At 71.7% G+C, this 18,313-nt stretch carries 13 protein-coding genes; 5 read left to right on the forward strand and 8 right to left on the reverse strand.

What is annotated here, in order from left to right:
• Positions 1-140: 140 nt before the first annotated feature.
• The gene (gene cysK / locus SPK54_RS02850) at positions 141-1,100 is read right to left on the reverse strand and encodes a cysteine synthase A (RefSeq protein WP_330946416.1); all 960 of its coding nucleotides are present in this window, start codon (positions 1,098-1,100) and stop codon (positions 141-143) included.
• Between the two features lie 33 nt (positions 1,101-1,133).
• Positions 1,134-2,591: a siroheme synthase CysG gene (cysG, locus tag SPK54_RS02855; protein WP_330946417.1), complete on the reverse strand. Its 1,458-nt coding sequence runs from the start codon at positions 2,589-2,591 to the stop codon at positions 1,134-1,136.
• 151 nt (positions 2,592-2,742) lie between these two features.
• Here cysG and SPK54_RS02860 point away from each other — a divergent pair, with 151 nt between their 5' ends.
• Positions 2,743-3,705, forward strand: coding sequence for a LysR substrate-binding domain-containing protein (locus tag SPK54_RS02860; RefSeq protein ID WP_330946418.1), 963 nt, complete (start codon positions 2,743-2,745; stop codon positions 3,703-3,705).
• 53 nt (positions 3,706-3,758) lie between these two features.
• On the opposite strand, the gene SPK54_RS02865 is transcribed toward SPK54_RS02860, so the two are convergent.
• From SPK54_RS02865 to SPK54_RS02885, 5 genes are all read right to left on the reverse strand, one after another.
• A complete protein-coding gene (locus tag SPK54_RS02865; RefSeq protein ID WP_330946419.1) occupies positions 3,759-4,493 on the reverse strand; it encodes a phosphoadenylyl-sulfate reductase in 735 nt (244 codons plus the stop codon).
• Between the two features lie 23 nt (positions 4,494-4,516).
• Positions 4,517-6,226, reverse strand: a complete 1,710-nt coding sequence (gene cysI, locus SPK54_RS02870; RefSeq protein ID WP_330946420.1) for an assimilatory sulfite reductase (NADPH) hemoprotein subunit — start codon at positions 6,224-6,226, stop codon at positions 4,517-4,519.
• A gap of 97 nt (positions 6,227-6,323) precedes the next feature.
• Complete coding sequence (locus tag SPK54_RS02875; RefSeq protein ID WP_330946421.1) at positions 6,324-8,153, reverse strand: assimilatory sulfite reductase (NADPH) flavoprotein subunit; 1,830 nt, start codon at positions 8,151-8,153, stop codon at positions 6,324-6,326.
• Positions 8,154-8,353: 200 nt separating this feature from the next.
• The gene (locus tag SPK54_RS02880; protein ID WP_330946422.1) at positions 8,354-9,052 is read right to left on the reverse strand and encodes a TonB family protein; all 699 of its coding nucleotides are present in this window, start codon (positions 9,050-9,052) and stop codon (positions 8,354-8,356) included.
• A gap of 221 nt (positions 9,053-9,273) precedes the next feature.
• On the reverse strand, positions 9,274-10,011 hold the full coding sequence (locus tag SPK54_RS02885; RefSeq protein WP_330946499.1) for an SIMPL domain-containing protein: 738 nt from the start codon (positions 10,009-10,011) through the stop codon (positions 9,274-9,276).
• 122 nt (positions 10,012-10,133) lie between these two features.
• On the opposite strand from SPK54_RS02885, the gene SPK54_RS02890 reads away from it, so the two are divergent.
• The 4 genes from SPK54_RS02890 to tldD all read left to right on the forward strand — a co-directional run bounded on the left by SPK54_RS02890 (position 10,134) and on the right by tldD (position 17,727).
• On the forward strand, positions 10,134-10,703 hold the full coding sequence (locus SPK54_RS02890) for a Maf family protein (RefSeq protein ID WP_330946423.1): 570 nt from the start codon (positions 10,134-10,136) through the stop codon (positions 10,701-10,703).
• Positions 10,704-10,715: 12 nt separating this feature from the next.
• Positions 10,716-12,209, forward strand: a complete 1,494-nt coding sequence (gene rng / locus SPK54_RS02895; RefSeq protein WP_330946424.1) for a ribonuclease G — start codon at positions 10,716-10,718, stop codon at positions 12,207-12,209.
• Between the two features lie 127 nt (positions 12,210-12,336).
• On the forward strand, positions 12,337-16,149 hold the full coding sequence (locus SPK54_RS02900; RefSeq protein WP_330946500.1) for a YhdP family protein: 3,813 nt from the start codon (positions 12,337-12,339) through the stop codon (positions 16,147-16,149).
• A gap of 135 nt (positions 16,150-16,284) precedes the next feature.
• The gene (gene tldD / locus SPK54_RS02905; RefSeq protein ID WP_330946425.1) at positions 16,285-17,727 is read left to right on the forward strand and encodes a metalloprotease TldD; all 1,443 of its coding nucleotides are present in this window, start codon (positions 16,285-16,287) and stop codon (positions 17,725-17,727) included.
• Here tldD and yjgA read toward each other — a convergent pair whose 3' ends face one another.
• A complete protein-coding gene (yjgA, locus tag SPK54_RS02910) occupies positions 17,728-18,312 on the reverse strand; it encodes a ribosome biogenesis factor YjgA (protein WP_330946426.1) in 585 nt (194 codons plus the stop codon).
• Between the last annotated feature and the right edge of the window lies 1 nt (position 18,313).

Here is an 18,313-nt window from a genome sequence, read left to right on the forward strand (position 1 = left end):
TTGGCCGGGGGCCAATGCCTCCTCCTTGATTTCGCTGCAGGCAGTGCCCGCGGGAACTCGGCTCGGAGCGGTGCGGCGCTTGAGGTACGTGCCCCTTCTGCTTCGCGGGAGGGTTCTTGTCCGCTTGGGATTGCGGGGGCTCAGCCCAGGCTGGCCAGCCACTCGTCGTCGCTGCCCTCGTTGATGTCGGCGAACAGCGGGCTGGAGAAATAGCGCTCGCCGGTGTCCGGTAGCATCGCCAGCAGCACGCTGCCTTCGGGTGCGGTCTCGGCGATCTGCAGTGCGGTGGCGGCGGTGCCGCCTGCGGAGATGCCGACGAAAATGCCCTCCTCGGCGGCCAGCCGGCGCGAGGTGGCGATGGCGTCCTCGTCGGTGACGGTGCGCAGTTCGTCGAAGGCGTTGCGGTTGATGACCTCGGGCACGAAGTCCGGCGTCCAGCCCTGGATCTTGTGCGGCGCCCACGCATCGCCCTTGAGCAGGGCGGCGCCGGCCGGTTCGGTGGCGACGATGCGGGTGTCCGGGCGCGCCAGCTTGAGGACCTCGCCCACGCCGGTGAGGGTGCCGCCGCTGCCCCAGCCGCTGACGAAGACGTCCAGCCGCTTGCCGGCGAAGTCGCGCAGGATTTCCGCTGCGGTGGTCTGGCGGTGGTAGGCGGGGTTGGCCGGGTTGGTGAACTGGCTGGCCCAGAACCAGCCGTGTTTTTCCGCCAGTTCCTTCGCCTTCTGCACCATGCCGGTGCCGCGCGCGGCGGCCGGGGTCAGGATGACCTTGGCGCCGTAGGCGCGCATCGCCTTGCGGCGCTCGATCGAGAAGGTTTCGGTCATCACCGCCACGAACCTGTAGCCGCGCGCGGCGGCGACCATGGCCAGGGCGATGCCGGTGTTGCCGGAGGTGGCCTCCACGATCGTGTCGCCGGGCTTGAGCAGGCCGCGGCGCTCGGCGTCGAGGACGATGCCCAGCGCCAGCCGGTCCTTGACCGAGCCGCCGGGGTTGAACGATTCCGCCTTCACGTAGACGGTGGCGTGGCTGGGCGCGAGGCGGTTGAGGCGGATGATCGGGGTGTTGCCGACGGCGTCGAGGATGCTGTTGTGGATGGTCATGGCAATGGATCCCTGGAATGCGGTGGAAAACGGTCAGGCGGCGCGGGCGAGGGCGTCGGGTGGACATCGCGGGTGTTCGCCGGCCAGCGGCGGAGCACCGAACCAGTGCAGGCGGGCGGCCAGCGCCGCCACTTCGCCCACCACCAGCAGTGCCGGCGCGCGCACGGCATGCGCCGTTGCCAACGCCGGCAGTTGCGCCAGCGTGCCGACGACCACCCGCTGCTGCGGGCGGCTGCCGTTTTCCACCAGCGCCACCGATGTGGATGCTGCGCGGCCGTGCGTGATCAGCTTGTCGCGCAGCCGGGCCAGCCCCTGGACGCCCATGTAGAACACCAGGGTCTGGTGGGGTTGCGCCAGCGCGCGCCAGTCGTGGTCGGCATCGCCGTCGCGCGCCTGCGCGGTGAGCAGGTGCAGCGACTGCGCATGCGCGCGATGGGTCAGCGGGATGCCGGCATAGGCGGCGCAGGCGGTGGCGGCGGTGATGCCCGGCACCACTTCGAAGTCGATGCCGGCCCCGCGCAGCGCTTCGAGCTCCTCGCCGCCGCGGCCGAACACGAATGGGTCGCCGCCCTTCAGCCGCACCACCCGGCGGCCAGCGCGGGCATGCTGGATCAGGAGGGCGTGGATGTGCTGCTGGGTGGCGTCGTGGTCGCCGCCGACCCGCTTGCCGACGTCGATGCGCTGCGCGTCGCGGCGCGCCAGCGCCAGCACGCCGTCGCTGACCAGGCGGTCGTGCAGGATCACGTCTGCCTCGTTGAGCAGGCGCAGCGCGCGCAGGGTGAGCAGGCCAGGATCGCCCGGGCCGGCGCCGACCAGGGCGACGCGGCCCGCGGGGGGGTGGGGGCGCGATGCCAGTTCAGCTTCCACCGCGCGTCGCGCCGCTGCTTCCTCGCCGCGGCGCAGCAGGGATTGCGCCGGGCCGGCCAGCACGCGTTCGAAGAAGGCGCGGCGCTGGCCCAGATCCACAAGCTGCATGCGGATGCGCCCGCGCAGTTTGCCCAGCAGCCCGGCAAGCTGGCCCAGCGCCTCGTCCAGCCTGGTTTCCAACTCCTCGCGCAGGTGCCGCGCCAGCATCGGCGAGGCGCCGCCGCTGGAGATCGCGACCTGCAGCGGGCCGCGCTGCACGCGCGCGGGCAGCTGGGCGCTGGCGAGGCCGGCATCGTCCACCACATTGATGAACACCCGGCGCGCGTGGGCGGCGGCGGCCACCGCTCGGTTGACCCCGTCGTCATTGGTGGCGGCGATTGCCAGCCAGCTGCCGTCCAGCTGTTCGGCCGCGAATGCGGCGGGGATGTGCGCCAGTCGATGCGCCTTCGCCAGTGCCGCCAGCGCGGGGACCAGGGCGGGCGCCACCACCGTGACGTCGGCGCCGCTGTCGAGCAGCGCCGCCACCTTGCGCGCGGCCACCTCGCCGCCGCCCACCACCAGCACGCGCCGGCCGCGCAGGTCGAGGAACAGGGGGAACAGGACGGGGGCAGCGGGCGGGGACATGCCGCCACGCTAGGCGGCGTGGCGGGCGGGGGGAAATGGTGGCAGGATGTCTTCTTATTCTTTCAGGGCATAAGCAAGGCGCGGGAATGCGCTCCTGCCCCTGTAAACTCCATCGCTGCATGCAGATGTAGGGATGAACAGAGTTTTCGCCATGACCCTCACCCAGCTCCGCTACCTTGTGGCCATCGCCGATTCCGGGTTCAACATCACCCAGGCGGCCGAGAAAGTGCATGCCACCCAGCCCGGCCTGTCCAAGCAGCTCAAGCAGCTGGAGGACGAGCTGGGCTTCCAGCTGTTCCTGCGCAAGGGCCGCAGCCTGGAGGGCGTGGCGCCGGCCGGGGTGAGGGTGATCGAACACGCCCGACGGATCCTGGCCGAGGCCGCCAACATCCGCAGCTACGCCGCCAACGAGCGCGGCGAATACAGCGGCCGCCTGCTGCTGGCCACCACCCATACCCAGGCGCGCTACGTGCTGCCGAGGGTCATCGCGGAGCTGACCCGGCGCTACCCCAAGGTCAGCGTCGACCTGTTCGCGGCCGGCGATGCAGAGGTGCTGGAAAAGCTGGCCGAAGCCGATTTCGGCCTGATCAGCACCGCCGGCAGCCCGCCGCCGACCAGCGGGATGGCGGTGCCGCTGTTCCGCTGGCAGCGCGTGCTGTTGGTGCAGAAAGCGCATCCGTTGGCCGGCCTCGGGCGGCCGCCGTCGCTGGCCGAACTGGCGCGGCATCCGCTGATCTCCTACGAGTCCTCGACGCTGCCGGAGTCCTCGTTGCAGCGCGCCTTCGCGGCTGCCGGGGTGGCGCCGTCCATCGCGATGACCGCGCGCGACGCCAACCTGATCAAGACCTACGTGCGCACCGGCATGGGTGCGGGGCTGCTGGCCGAGATGGCGGTGGGCGGGCGCGAGGACGACGACCTGCGGGTGATCGCGGCGCCGCCGGAGCTGCCCGAGTGCATCACCTGGGCGGTGGTGCCGCGCGGCCGCGTGCTGCGCGAATACGCGCTGGCGCTGCTGCACGGGCTGGCGCCGCAGATCGACCCGCGCGACCTGCGCCGCATCCTCGAGGGCAACCTCGCCCCCGACTGGCCGCTGCCCCCGCGCTGGAAGGCCTGAGCGACCGCGCGGATCCATCCGGGCGTCGCTGCCGTGACCGTCGTGCGCCCGCGCTAGGCCGCCGACGAAGCGGACTCGTCGAAATGCAGCCCGCATTCGCGGCGCAGGCCGAAGAAGCGGGTCTGCGCCGCGTCCATCCCCGGCCGCAGCGGCGCGGTGGTGTGCACGTCGCCAACCGAAACGTAGCCCTCCCGCGCCAGCGGGTGTTCCGGCAGGTCGTGCAGCAGCATGTAGGCGCCGACGTCGGTGTCGGACCAGTCGGCGATGGGGTGGAACTTGAAGCGCCCATCCTTGATTTGCAGCACATCGATGCCGCTGCGGCTGCTGGACTGGCCGCGGCGCAGGCCGGCGTGCCAGCAGCGCACGTCCAGCTCGCGCAGCGCGCGCTGCATCGGTTCCACCTTGCGCAGCTGGTTGTAGCGGCGCAGGCCATCGCTGCCGGCTTCCCACAGCCGGCCGAAGCGCGCCTCCATCCAGGCGATGCCGATGCCGGGGCGGTAGACCTTCAGATCCAGGTTCAACCGTTCTACCAGCTGGTCGGCGTAGCGGTAGGTCTCCGGGAACAGGTAGCCGGTATCGACCAGGATCACCGGGATGTCCGGCCGCGCCCGGGTCAGAAGGTGCAGGGTGACCGCCGACTGCACGCCGAAGCTGGTCGACAGCGCGTGCGCGCCGGGCAGGTGTTGCAGCGCCCAGGCAATGCGCGACTGCGCATCCAGCCGCTCCAGGTCGCGGTTGATCGCGTCGAGTTCGGCGGCGGCAAGGGTGGCGGGGTCGAGTAGGGCCATGGCGTTTGCGGAGTGTTTCGGCATCAGGCGGCTTCCGCCGGATCGACGCGGACGTGGGTGGGATAGGGCGGCAGCGCGACGATGCCGGCGCGGTGCAGGAAATCGCCGAAGTATTCGGCGGGTTCGCGCTCGCCGGCGTAGCGGCCCAGCAGCGGATCCAGCGCTTCGACGATCTGCGCCTCGCTGATGTTGTCGCGGTACAGCGTGTTGAGGCGGGTGCCGCGGTGGTCGCCGCCGAGGAACAGGCTGTAGCGCCCCGGCGCCTTGCCGACCAGCGCGATCTCGGCGAGGTAGGGCCGCGAGCAGCCGTTCGGGCAGCCGGAAATGCGCAGCACGATGGGTTGCCCGCGCAGGCCGTGCTTGTCCAGCAGCGGCTGCACCACCCGCAGGAAGGCAGGCAGGTAGCGCTCGGCCTCGGCCATCGCCAGTGCGCAGGTGGGCAGCGCCACGCAGGCCACCGCGCTGCGCGCCATCGCGCTGGGCGCGTGGTTCTCGCGGTCCAGTCCGTGCTGCGCCACCAGCGCGTCGATCTGCGCACGCGCGCCGGCCGGCACGCCGGCGACGATCACGTTCTGGTTGCAGGTCAGGCGGAACTCGCCTGTGTGGATCCGGGCGATTTCGCGCAGCCCGGTCAGCAGCGCGCGGCCATCCTCGAAATCGGCGATGCGGCCGGAAGGCAGCGACAGGGTCAGGTGCCACGCCCCGTCCTCGCCTTCCACCCAGCCGAAGCGGTCGCCGTTGTGCTCGAAGCGGTAGGGGCGCGCGGGCTGCAGCCTGAAGCCGGCGCGCTGCTCCATCATCGCCACGATGCTGTCCACGCCGTGGTCGTCGATGGTGTACTTGAAGCGCGCGTGCTTGCGGTCCTGGCGATCGCCGAGGTCGCGCTGCACGCTGATCGCGGCCTCGGCGATCGCGAACACCTGCCCGGGCGCCACGAAGCCGATCACGTTGGCCACCCGCGGGTAATGCGCGGCGATGCCGTGGCTGGCGCCCATGCTGCCGCCGATGCCGACATTGAAGCCTGCAAGCTCCCCTGCCGCATCGACGATCGCGATCAGCGCCAGGTCGTTGGCGAACACGTCCACGTCATTGTCCGGCGGTACTGCAACCGCGATCTTGAATTTGCGCGGCAGGTAGGCATCGCCATACAGCGGCTCGTGTTCGACACCGCTTTCCGCCACCTTCTCTTCGTCCAGCCAGACTTCGCAATAGGCGCGGGTCGCCGGCCTGAAGCGCGCCGACAGCCGCTGCGCCCAGTCGTGCACCTGCGCGTGCAAGTGGGAGCGCTGCGGGTTGCTGGCGCCCAGCACATTGCGGTTGACGTCGCCGCAGGCGGAAATGGTGTCGAGGGTGGCGGCGTTGATCGCCTGCATCGTCTGCTTCAGGTCGCGCTTGACGACGCCATGGATCTGGAAGGTCTGCCGCGTGGTCACGCGTAGCGAGTGGTTGGCGTAGGTGGTGGCGATGGCATCCATTCCCAGCCACTGCGCGGGGGTGAACACGCCGCCCGGCGCGCGGATGCGGACCATGAACTGGTGCGCGGGCTCGAGCTTCTGCCGGCGGCGCTCGTCGCGCAGGTCGCGGTCGTCCTGCTGGTAGCTGCCGTGGAACTTGATGGTGCGCTGGTCCTCGAACGACAGCGAACCGGTGCTGGCATCCAGCAGGCCTTCGGCCAGCGTGCCGCGCAGGCGGCGGCTTTCCAGCTTGATTTTTTCGACGGAGGGATGGGTCATGGTGTTGTTGCTCGCTGTATTTCCGTAAGAGCGCACCGCAGGGGCGCGACCGAAATGCGGATGGATTGGTCGCGCCCCTGCGGTGCGCTCCTACAGGTCAGTACACATCGCGGCCGTAGCGTCCTTCCCGCTGCAGGGTCGACAGATACGCCGCCGCCGCCTCCGCGTCGCCGCCGCCGTGTTCGCGCACGATCTCCAGCAGCGCCGCATGCACGTCCTTGCCCATGCCGATGGCGCCGCAGACGTACAGGTGCGCGCCGCCTTGCAGCCACTCGTAAACCTCGCGTCCGCGCTCGCGCAGGCGTTGCTGCACGTAGATGCGGTCGGGCTGGTCGCGCGAGAACGCGAGGTCGAGCCGATGCAGCTCGCCTTTCTGCAGCGCGTCCTGCCACTCGGTCTGGTAGAGGAAGCCGGTGTTGAAACGGCGGGCGCCGAAGAACAGCCAGTTGCGGCCCGGGGCGCCGGTTTCGGCGCGCTCCTGCACGAAGCCGCGGAACGGCGCGACGCCGGTGCCGGGGCCGATCATGATGATGTCGCGGCTGGCATCGGCGGGGACGCGGAAGCGTTCGTTCGGCTCGATGTAGACCGGCAGCTGCGCGCCTTCTTCCAGCGCCGACAGGAAGCCGCTGGCCGCGCCGAAGTGGTCGGTGCCGTGCGCGTGGTAGCGCAGCACGTCGATGGTGAGGTGCGCCTCGTCGCCGACGCGCTTGCGGCTGGAGGCGATCGAATACAGCCGGCGCACCTGCGGGCGCAGGGCCGCGACCAGCGCCGCAGCATCCCAGTCGGCCGGCCAGCGGCGCAGCGCGTCGACCAGCTGGTGATCGTTCAGGAGCGCGGCGAGCCCGCCGTTGCCGGGTTCCAGCAACTGCACCAGCTCGCGCGCGTTCGTGCGTCCTGCCAGCGCGGCCAGCACGGGCTTGGACAGCCGGCTCAGCTCGCGCCGGTCGGCCAGCCAGCCTGACAGCGGCAGCGATTCGCCATCGTGGGTGACCACGCTGTCGCCGCCGAGACGAGTCGCCTCCAGCACCGCTGCGACCAGCGTATCCGGGTTGCGATGGTGGATGCCCAGCGCATCGCCCGGTTCGTAGCTCAGTCCGCTGCCTTCCAGCGACAGTTCGATATGGCGCACGTCCTTGTCCGGCGCGGCGTAGCGACGAAACCCGGTGCCCTTGAACTCGCGTCCGCTCAGCGGCTGGTTGGCCAGCAGTTCGGCGGGGAAGGGTTGCCCACGCGAGAACTTGGGTTCGGCATGCGGGCGCAGCGGGGTGACCGTGGCCAGGGGCGCGGTCGGCGCGGGCTTGAGCAGTTCGCGCGCCTGCGCCAGCGCTGCCTCGCGCCACGGCGCGGCGATGGTGTCGATGTCGAGGTCGGCCTCGCCCAACGGCTGCACGCGCGTGGCACCAAGTTCGGCCAGTCGCGCATCGAGCCTGCGGGCGATGCCGCAGAAGTCGGCATAGGAAGAGTCGCCCAGTCCCAGCACCGCGTACTTGAGCTGCGGCAGCTTCGGCGCGCGCCGGCCGTGCAGGAATTCGGCGAAACCGATGGCGTCATCCGGCGGGTCGCCTTCGCCCTGGGTGCTGATCACCAGATACAGCAGGGTTTCGGCGGCCAGCTCGCGCAGCGGGTAGGCATCGGCGCGCAGCAGTCGCGCCGGCAGGCCGGCGCCCTGCAACTGTGCGTGCAGCGCTTCGGCGGCGCGGCGGGCGTTGCCGGTCTGGCTGCCGTACACGATGGTCGCCGGGGCGGGCGCGGGCACCGGTGCGGGTGCGACCGCCAGCGCGACGGGGGCAAGCGCGCGGGCGAGCCCGGCCAGGTAGCCCGAGGCCCAGAGCAGGGCGGTACTGTCGGCGTCGGTCGCAAACCGGGACAGCAGCGCGCCCTGATCGCCGGTCAGCGGCGAGGGCAATGGAGCGGCGGCATGCGACATGGCGGGACCGGGGGAAGGGAGCGTCCCCGCAGGCTAGGCGGCGTGCGGCCGGCGCGGAAAGGATCTGGGGCCATGCGCTCATGCGCCGCGTGCATATGCGCACGGTCCGCCGCCGCCAGCGTGGCTGTTGCGCCCCGAAACGGAAGCGCCCCGCACGGCGGGGCGCTCCGAGGTCTGGCGACGTGCGGGTCGGGCCTTCGTCACCGGCCCAGGCTGAACGCCACCGGCACCAATCCGATGGCCTGCACCGGCGCGCCGCCACGGATGGCGGGCTGGAAGTGCCAGCGCTTGAGCACCTGCTGGCGCGCGGCCTCGTCCAATTCGCGATGGCCGCTGCTGCGCGCGATGCGCACGTCCAGCGGGCGGCCGTCGGTATCCACCAGCACCTGCAGCAGGACGGTGCCGCTCCATTGCCGCTGCAGCGCGATGCGCGGATAGAGGGGCGCCGGGGCATGGCGGTAGGCCAGCTGCATCGGCGCGGGGCCGGCGCCGGGGCCGATATCGCCGTCGGGGGGTGCGACATCGCCGGCATCGGCAACCGCATCCGTGGCCGGCGCGCTGCCGGTGTCGCTGATGGCGGCGGTGGCGCCGGCGTCGCGGACGGGCGGCGCCACCCGCTGGCGCTCAAGCGTCGGTGCGGGTGCGGCCGGGCGCGGCGGCTGGATCGGCACGATGTCGACGACCACCGGCTCCGGTGGCTTGACGATGTCGCGGATCGCCAGGTTCGGCCTGGTCGGCGCCTGCACGGCCGGCGGCGGCAGCGCCACCGGCACCAGCAGCAGGCCGAACACCAGCAGGTTGAGCGCGAAGGTGCCGCTGAGGGTGAGGATGCGCGCCGGATCCGGCTGCAGCCGGGGCGCATGCGAATGGTCCTGGGCGGGGGCGGATGCGTGAATCATGGCCAATCTCCTTTCCGATGCGGAAGCGGGAACCACGAGTCATGCAACGGACGGGCGGGTGGAGTGGGGTTGCGGCCCGGCCGGCGCACGCCTGTACGCTGCGCCGGCGCCCGCGGGATCGGCAACCGGGCGGGGCGCCGGCGTTGCCCTGTGTTCAGCCGGCCGCGCAGACGACGACGCCCGCGCGAGGCGGGCGTCGGGGTGGTGCTGCTGTGGCGAAATCAGCGGCCCAGTTCGAACACCATCTCCACGCTGACCGAGACGGTGCTCTCGCCCGGCGCCACCGCGGTTTCCTTGGCGTAACCGGCATCGGCCGACATCGCCCGCAGCATCGGCATCGGCGGGCGCGGCAGGCTGGCGCCGCCTTCGCTGATGCTGACGATGCGCCTGATCTTCAGGCCCAGCGCGTCGGCATAGGTCTGCGCCTGTGCCTGCGCTTTCTTGACCGCGGCGACGCGGGCTTCGTCGAGCGCTGCCTCCGGCTTGTCGATGCCGAAGCTGGGCCCGTTGATCTGGTTGGCGCCCTGCGCCACCAGCGTATCCAGCACCTTGCCCAGCTTGGCCAGCTCGCGCACCTTCACGTTGACCGTGTTGCTGGCCTGGTAGCCGACGATGGCCGGCGGCATGTTCTCCACGTACTTGTACTGCGGGTTGAGGTTGATCCCGCTGGTCTGGATGTCGCGCGCGGCGATCCCGGCCCCGCGCAGCGCCGCCATCACCTTGTCCATCTGGCTGGCGTTGTCGCGCATCGCGCCATTGGCGTCGGCCGCCTGGGTCACCACGCCGGTGGAGATGGTGGCAACGTCCGGGGTGCGGCTGGCCTCTGCGCTGGCGGACACCGACAGCAGCGTGCCCGGCTGGGCGGCGGCACCGATATCGGCGAGGGTCTGGGCATTGGCGGTCATGGGCAGGGCCGTGGCAAGGGCGAAGGCAAGGAACAGCGGGCGCAGGGTCATGATGGACTCCGGTGGAGGATGGTGGAAAGGATGTACCTGCGGGGAGTGAACGGCCGGTGAGCCGCGGCGGGGTTGCGCGCCTGCGCCGGTACGGTGCGCAGTCAGCCACGGGTTAGACTTCCGGGATGCTGCATCTTGCCTCGCGTTCGCCCCGCCGCGCCGAACTGCTGGCCCGCCTCGGGCTGGACTTCGGCCTGCTCGACCTCGATGTTCCAGAACAACGCGGGGAAGGCGAGCCCGCGGCCGATTACGTGCGCCGGGTGGCGCGCGAAAAGGCCGGCGCCGGGCTGCTGGAAGTGGTGGCGGTGCCCGGGGCGGTGGTGCTGGGGGCGGATACCGAAGTCATCCTCGAAGACCGCGTGTTCGGCAAGCCGGCCGATGCCGCCGATGCGGCGGAGATGCTACGCGCGCTGTCCGGCCGTACCCACGAGGTGCTGACCGCCGTGTCGCTGGTTTCGGCTGGGCGCGAAGCGCAGGCCGCGGTGCTGACCCGGGTGTCGGTGGAGGCGCTGCCGGAAGCCGACATCCAGCGCTATCTGACCAGCGGCGAGTGGCGGGGCAAGGCCGGCGCCTATGCGATCCAGGGCCGCTTCGAAGCCCACGTGGAACGCCTGGACGGCAGCTATTCCGGGGTCATGGGCCTGCCGCTGCACGAAACCGCCGGCCTGCTGCGCCGGTTCGGGCTGCTGCCATGAGCGCCTGCCGCCATGAGTGAGGAACTGCTGGTCAACGTGACCCCGCGCGAGACCCGCGTGGCGGTGGTCGAGAACGGCATGCTGCAGGAGCTGCACATCGAGCGCGGCAGCCAGCGCGGGGTGGTCGGCAACATCTACAAGGGCAAGGTGCAGCGGGTGATGCCCGGCATGCAGGCGGCCTTCGTGGACATCGGCCTGGAGCGCGCCGCCTTCCTGCACGCCAACGACATCTTCCGCAGCGCGCCGCTGGACGGAGTGGCGGGCGACGAGGCCCCGGCCGCGCCGCCGCCGCAGATGCAGATCCCCATCGCCGACCTGCTGCGCGACGGTGCCGAGGTGGTGGTGCAGGTGGTCAAGGACCCGATCGGCAGCAAGGGTGCGCGGCTGACCACCCAGATCAGCATTCCCTCGCGCTACCTGGTGCTGCTGCCGCGCTCGAAGGTGGTCGGCATTTCCGCGCGCATCGAGGACGAGGCCGAGCGCGCCCGCCTCAAGGCCCTGATGGCCGAGCTGACCGCCGGCGGCGCCGGCCACGGCTATATCGTCCGCACCAATGCCGAGGGCCAGCCGGCCGAGGCGCTGGCCGAGGACATCGCCTACCTCGGCCGGGTGTGGGAGCTGATCGAGCGCAGCGCTGCCGATGCGAAGGTGGGCAGCCGCGTGTACGAGGACCTGAGCCTGCCGCTGCGCGCGGTGCGCGACCTGATCCGCCGCGACGTTGAAAAAGTGAAGGTGGATTCGCGCGAGACCTGCGAGCGCCTGCGCGAGTTCGCCGCCCGCTACATGCCGGCGCTGGCCGACAAGGTGGAGCACTACACCGGCGCGCGCCCGGTGTTCGACATGTACGGCGTCGAGGACGAGATCCAGCGCGCGCTGGACAAGCAGGTGCCGCTGAAGTCCGGTGGCTACCTGGTGATCGACCAGACCGAGGCGATGACCACGGTGGACGTCAACACCGGCAGCTTCCTCGGCCAGCGCAATCTCGAGGAAACCGTGTACCGCACCAACCTGGAGGCGGCGCAGGCGGTGGCGCGCCAGCTGCGGCTGCGCAACCTGGGCGGGATCATCATCATCGACTTCATCGACATGCACGACGCCGAGCACCGCCGGCAGGTGCTGCGCACGCTGGAGAAGTCGCTGGTCAAGGACCACGCCAAGACCACCGTCTACGACTTCTCCCCGCTGGGGCTGGTGGAGATGACCCGCAAGCGCACGGTGGAATCGCTGGAGCGGCAGCTGTGCGAGCCCTGCCACGAGTGCGGCGGCCGCGGCATGCTGAAGACCGCGGAGACCGTGACCTACGAGATCTTCCGCGAGATCGTGCGCGCGGTGCGCCAGTTCGACGCCGCGAGGCTGCTGGTGATCGCCTCGCCGAAGGTGGTGGGCCGGATCACCGACGAGGAATCCAACGCGGTGGCCGAGCTGGAGGAGTTCATCGGCAAGTCGATCCGCTTCCAGGCCGATGCGCAGTACCTGCAGGAGCAGTTCGATGTGGTGCTGCTCTGATGAACGCCACCTCCGTTCATTGTAGGAGCGCACCGCAGGGGCGCGAACGCTTTCGCGAAGTGACCGAAAAAGCGTCGCGCCCCTGCGGTGCGCTCCTGCAGGGCATGCCGCGGAGATCGGCGTGACCATGCCGTTGCGCCACCGGCTGCGGCTGCTGCGCCGCGGGGCGTGGTACGCCCTGGCGGCGCTGTTGGTGCTGGCGGCGCTGGGCAACGGCATCGGCAGCCAGCTGCTGCCGCTGGCCGAGCGGCATCCGGAGCGCATCGCGGCCTGGCTGGGTGAACGCGCCGGACGCCCGGTGGCCTTCGATCACGTGACCACCCGCTGGACCCGGCGCGGGCCGCTGCTGCGGCTGGACAACCTGCGCATCGGCGATCCCGCCAACCCGCTGCGGATTGGCGACGCCGAGGTGCTGGTGGCGCAGTACGCCGGCCTGCTGCCGGGACGCTCGTTCACCGAGCTGCGCCTGCGCGGGCTCGACCTGACCCTGCAGCGCGACGCCGACGGCCAGTGGCAGGTGCGCGGCCTGCCCGGCCAGCAGGCCGGCGGCGACCCGCTGGACGCGCTGTCCAATCTCGGCGAGTTGCAGCTGGCGCAGGCGCGCCTGCACGTGCTGGCGCCCGAACTGGGCATCGACCTGCGCCTGCCGCGCATCGACCTGCGCCTGCGCGTGGAGGGCGAACGGGTGCGCGCCGGCGCGCGCGCGTGGCTGCGCGAAGGCGCCCAGCCGCTGGATATCGCCGGCGAGCTCGATCGCGCCACCGGCAATGGCCGCGTCTACGCCGGTACCCGCCAGGCCGATCTGGCGGCGCTGGCCGGCACCTTCGACGTGGCGGGCGTGTCGCCGCTGTCCGGCCGCGGCCGCCTGCGCGCCTGGGCGCAGCTGCGCGGCCACCGGGTCGTGGGCGTGCGCGCCGACGCTGGGTTGCTGGACGTGCGCCTGCGCGGCAGCGCAGCGGCCGGCGCCACCGCACCCACCCTGGCGCTGGGCGAGCTGGTGCTGGATGCCAGCTGGAGCGGCAGCCTGCAGGACTGGCAGCTGCGCCTGCCGCGCCTGCGCATCGGCGACGGCGCGCGCCGGCAGACCCTGGACGGGCTGGCGCTGGCAGGCGGCGAGCGCCGCTACGCACTGCGGGCGCAGCGGGTGGATGTGGCCCCGCTGCTGCAGCTGGCGGCATTGAGCGATGCGCTGGCGCCGTCGCTGCGGCACTGGCTGCGCACCACCGCGCCGGGTGCGCTGGTGCAGGACATCGTGCTGGCCGGCGAACGCGGGGGCCGGCTGCGCGCCAGCGCGCGCGTCGACGGCTTCCGCTTCGACCCGGTCGGGCATGCGCCCGGCATGCGCGGGGTCAGCGGCTGGCTGCAGGCCGACCAGGACGGGCTGCGGCTGCGCTTCGACCGCGCCGCGCAGGTGGCGTTCGACTGGCCGGCCGGGTTCGGCGTGGTGCACGCGTTCACGCTGGACGGCGAAGCCGTGCTCTGGCGCGACGGCAACGGCTGGACCGTGCGCACGCCGGGATTGGCCATCGAGGGCGATCCGCTGCGGTTGCAGGCGCGTGGCGGCATCGGTTTCGAAGGCGACGGCAGCCGCCCGCACCTCGACCTGGCCGTCGACATCGGCGACGTGCCGGTGTCGGCCGCGCATGGCTTCTGGATCCACCACCTGATGCCGAAGGCGACCGTGCAGTGGCTGGACGCGGCGCTGCAGGGCGGCACCCTGCGCAACGTCCATGCGGTGGTGGCCGGCGACCTCGACGACTGGCCGTTCCGAAACGAGCCAGGCCTGGCTGGCGCCGGCGTGTTCCGCGCCGATGCGCATATCACGGACGGCACGGTGAAGTTCCAGCCCGACTGGCCGGCGGCGCAGCACATGGATGCCGACCTCAGCTTCGTCGCCGATGGATTCACCGTCAGCGGCAGCGCCAACCTTGCCGGGGTGCCGGTGAGCGCGCTCAAGGCCGGTATCGCCCGCTTCGGCAAGGCCGAACTGCAGGTGGAGGCCGCGGCCGCCGGCGACGCCGGCAACTTCCTGACCTTGTTGCGCGGCAGTCCGCTGCACAAGGAACACCGCGAAGTCCTCGACAACCTCCGCGCGTCGGGGCCGGCGCAGGCGCGCTTCCGCATGCTGCTGCCGCTTCACCACGATCGCCCGATGCCGGCACGGATCGACGGCACGGTGGCGCTGGGCGGCGTGCGCCTGGCCGAACAGCGCTGGAAGCTGGCGTTCGAGCAGGTGCGCGGGCAGGCGCGCTTCGATCGCGGCGGCTTCGATGCCGGCGACCTGCAGGTGCGCCAGGACGGCGCGCCGGGGCTGCTGTCGCTGCGCGCGGGGCCACATGCGCGCGATCCCGGCAATGCCTTCGAGGCGACGCTGCAGGCGGCGTCGGACATCGATGCGCTGCTGGCCAAGGCCGGCAACCTGGACTGGCTGAAGCCGCATGTCCGCGGCAGTTCCAGCTGGATTACCGAGCTGGCGGTGCCGCGCGGGGCGGCACCCGGGTCGCAGCCCGCGCGGCTGCGCTTGCGCTCGAACCTCGTCGGCACCGCGCTCGACCTGCCGGCGCCGCTGCGCAAGCCGGCCGCGCAGACGCTGGCAACCGAAATCGATATCCGCCTGCCGCTGGAAAGCGGCGAAGTGGAGGCCACCCTGGGCAACCTGCTGTCCCTGCGCAGCCGCAGCAGCAACGGCCGCACCGGCCTGCGCCTGCAGCTGGGCGGCGGTCCGGCGGGCGCGCCGCCTGCCTCCGGCCTGCTGGTTGGCGGGCGGGTGGAGCGGCTGGACGCGCTGGACTGGGCAGGCATCGGCGCCGGCGGAAGCGGCAATGCCGACATGCCGCTGCGTCGGATCGAGCTGGAAGCCGCGCATCTGCAGGTACTGGGCTCCGACGTGGGCGCGGCGCGGCTGGTGGTGGCGCCCGCGCCGCGCGGCACCTCGATACAGGTGCAGGGCGCGGGCATTTCCGGCGCGCTGCTGGTGCCGACGCAGGACGGCGCCACCGTTGCCGGCCGCTTCGAGCGCCTGCACTGGTCGCTGCCGGTGGCCGACAGGGACGCAGCGCCCGCAAACCCACCGGCCACCGGGGCCGATCCCGCGGCGGTGCCGCCGCTGCTGCTGGACGTGGCCGACCTGCGCATCGGCAAGGCCGCGATGGGCCGCGCCCGCTTCCGCAGCACGCCGGTGGCAGGCGGGCTGCGCATGGACGAGTTCACCACCGCCGGCGGCAAGCAGCGGCTGTCCGCCAGCGGCAGCTGGCTGGGCCGGGGCGCGGCCGCACGCACCCAGTTCAAGCTGGATGTGGCCAGCGACGAAATCGGCGCGCTGCTGGACGGGTTCGGCTTCGGCGGGCAGGTGGCGGGCGGCAAGGGCAGGATCAATGTCGAAGCCAACTGGCGCGGCGGCCCGGGCGAGTTCGGCCTCACCACGGTGGAAGCGCGTCTCGGCACCGACGTGCGCGATGGCCAGCTGCTGGAGATCGAGCCGGGCGCCGGCCGCGTGCTGGGCCTGCTCGGCGTGGCCCAGCTGCGCCGCCGGTTGACCCTGGATTTCAGCGATTTCTTCAGCAAGGGCTTCGCCTTCGACCGCATCCAGGGCGATGCGACGCTGGCGCAGGGCCAGCTGCGCACCGACGACCTGGCCGTGCGCGGCCCCGCCGCCGAGATCCACGTGCGCGGCAGCACCGACCTGCGCAACCGCCGCTTCGACCAGACCGTGGAAGTGCGGCCGAAGTCCGGCAGCCTGCTCACCGCGGTGGGTGCGCTGGCCGGCGGCCCGGTCGGCGCCGCGGTCGGCGCGGTGGCCAATGCGGTGCTGGACAAGCCGATGCGCGGCATCGGCGCCAAGACCTATCGCGTCACCGGGCTGTGGGCGGAGCCCAAGGTGGAAACCCTTGCCCGCGATACGGCGGCGCAGGCCGGCACCGGACAGTTCCCCGGCGATTGATTTCGGTGCAAACGCCACGACATTGGTGATCTCGATGTCGTCGGCGCACGCAGCGAACCCGCTGCGCATTCCTGCTCCGGCAGGCGCATCGCCGCGCAGGCGATGACCCATCCCCGCAGTATTCAGGACAACCCCATGCCCCATCTTTCCATCGCCGAATCCCGCCTGCTGCTGCCCACCGGGCTGGACGCCGCCGCGCTGGAGCGCGCGTTCGCCGCCCTGCTGGGGCCGGGCATCGACTTCGGCGACCTGTATTTCCAGCACGCCCGCCGCGAGGGCTGGAGCATGGAGGACGGTATCGTCAAGGACGGCTCGCACAGCATCGAGCAGGGCGTGGGCGTGCGCGCGATCTCCGGCGAGAAGACCGGCTTCGCCTATTCCGACGAACTGGACGCCCCGGCGCTGCTCGCCGCCGCGCAGTCGGCCCGCGCCATCGCCCGCGACGGCCGCGCGCACGGCGCGCAAGCCTTGCAGCGCAACGGTGGGCGCGCGCTGTATCCCGCGCTCGATCCGATCGATGCGCTCGACAACGCCGCCAAGGTGGAGGCGCTGCGCCGCGTGGACGCGCTGGTGCGCGCGCTGGACCCGCGCGTGCAGCAGGTGATGGTGAGCCTGTCCGGCGGCGTCGACACCGTGCTGGTGGCGCGCAGCGACGGCGTGCTGGCCGGCGACGTGCGCCCGCTGGTGCGGATGAACGTGCAGGTGATCGTGGAGCAGAACGGCCGCCGCGAATCGGGCTATGCCGGCTTCGGCGGGCGCTATTCGTACGAAGAGCTGCTGGCCGACGGCAAGCCCGAGAAGTTCGCCCGCGAGGCGCTGCGGCAGGCGCTGGTGAATCTGGAGGCGGTCGACGCGCCGGCCGGGGTGATGCCGGTGGTGCTGGGCCACGGCTGGCCGGGCGTGCTGCTGCACGAGGCGGTGGGCCACGGGCTGGAAGGCGACTTCAATCGCAAGGGCACCAGCACCTTCGCCGGCCGGCTCGGCCAGCGGGTGGCATCAAGGGGCGTAACTATCGTCGACGACGGCACCCTCGACGGCCGCCGCGGCTCGCTCAACATCGACGACGAGGGCACTCCGACGGCCTGCACCACCCTGATCGAGGACGGCATCCTGGTCGGCTACATGCAGGACACGCTCAACGCACGGCTGATGGGCATGGCGCCCACCGGCAACGGCCGCCGCGAGTCCTTCGCCCACCTGGTGATGCCGCGGATGACCAATACCTACATGCGCGCCGGCACCCACGACCCGGAGGAGATGATCCGCTCGGTGAAGAAGGGCCTGTACGCGGTCAACTTTGGCGGCGGCCAGGTGGACATCACCAGCGGCAAGTACGTGTTCTCCGCCACCGAGGCCTATCTGATCGAGGACGGCAGGGTCACCGCGCCGGTGAAGGGCGCCACCCTGATCGGCAACGGCCCGGAAACGATGCAGAAGGTGGCGATGATCGGCCATGACCTCGCCCTGGACGACGGCGTCGGCATCTGCGGCAAGGACGGCCAGAGCGTGCCGGTGGGCGTGGGCCAGCCGTCGCTGCTGATCTCGGAACTGACCGTCGGCGGAACGCAGGCGGACTGATCAGCCGTGATCGCCTTCGTCGCCGTCGAATGCGTCGTCCGCTTCCTCACCGGAAGCACCGCCGTTCTGCGCCAGCAGCTCACGCAGCACCCGGAACAATTCGCGGAACGCACGCGGCGGCTTGTTCTTCGCCCGCTCCTCGCGGACGTTGCGCAGCAGTTGGCGCAGCTGCTGGCGGTCGGCCTGCGGATGCGCGGCCAGCAGCGCGGTCAGCGCGGCGTCCCCGTCGTCGCCCAGCAGCGCGTCGCGCAGCGCTTCGACCCGGTGCAGCGCGGCGGTTTCGCGGCGCGCGGCCTCGCCGTCCTTGCTCATGGCGTCGCGGATCGCGTCCAGCACTTCGTCGCCCAGCTTGCGCATCTGCTTGGCCAGGAACGCCTGCTGCCGCTTGCGCGCGCCGTGCGAGGTGATGCGCTGGGTCTCGCGGATATGCGGAAGCAGCTCCTCGGGAATCGGCAGCCTGCCCAGCTGGGTGGCGGTCATCGCCGCCAGCTGTTCGCCAAGCTCCAGCACGTCCAGCGCCGCGCGGCGCTGCTCGCTGCGGCTGGGGCTGAAAAATTCACCGGTTTCTTCGTCACGTCCTCGCATC

Source organism: Thermomonas sp. LB-4 (genome assembly GCF_036409385.1).
Taxonomy (GTDB): Bacteria; Pseudomonadota; Gammaproteobacteria; order Xanthomonadales; family Xanthomonadaceae; genus Thermomonas.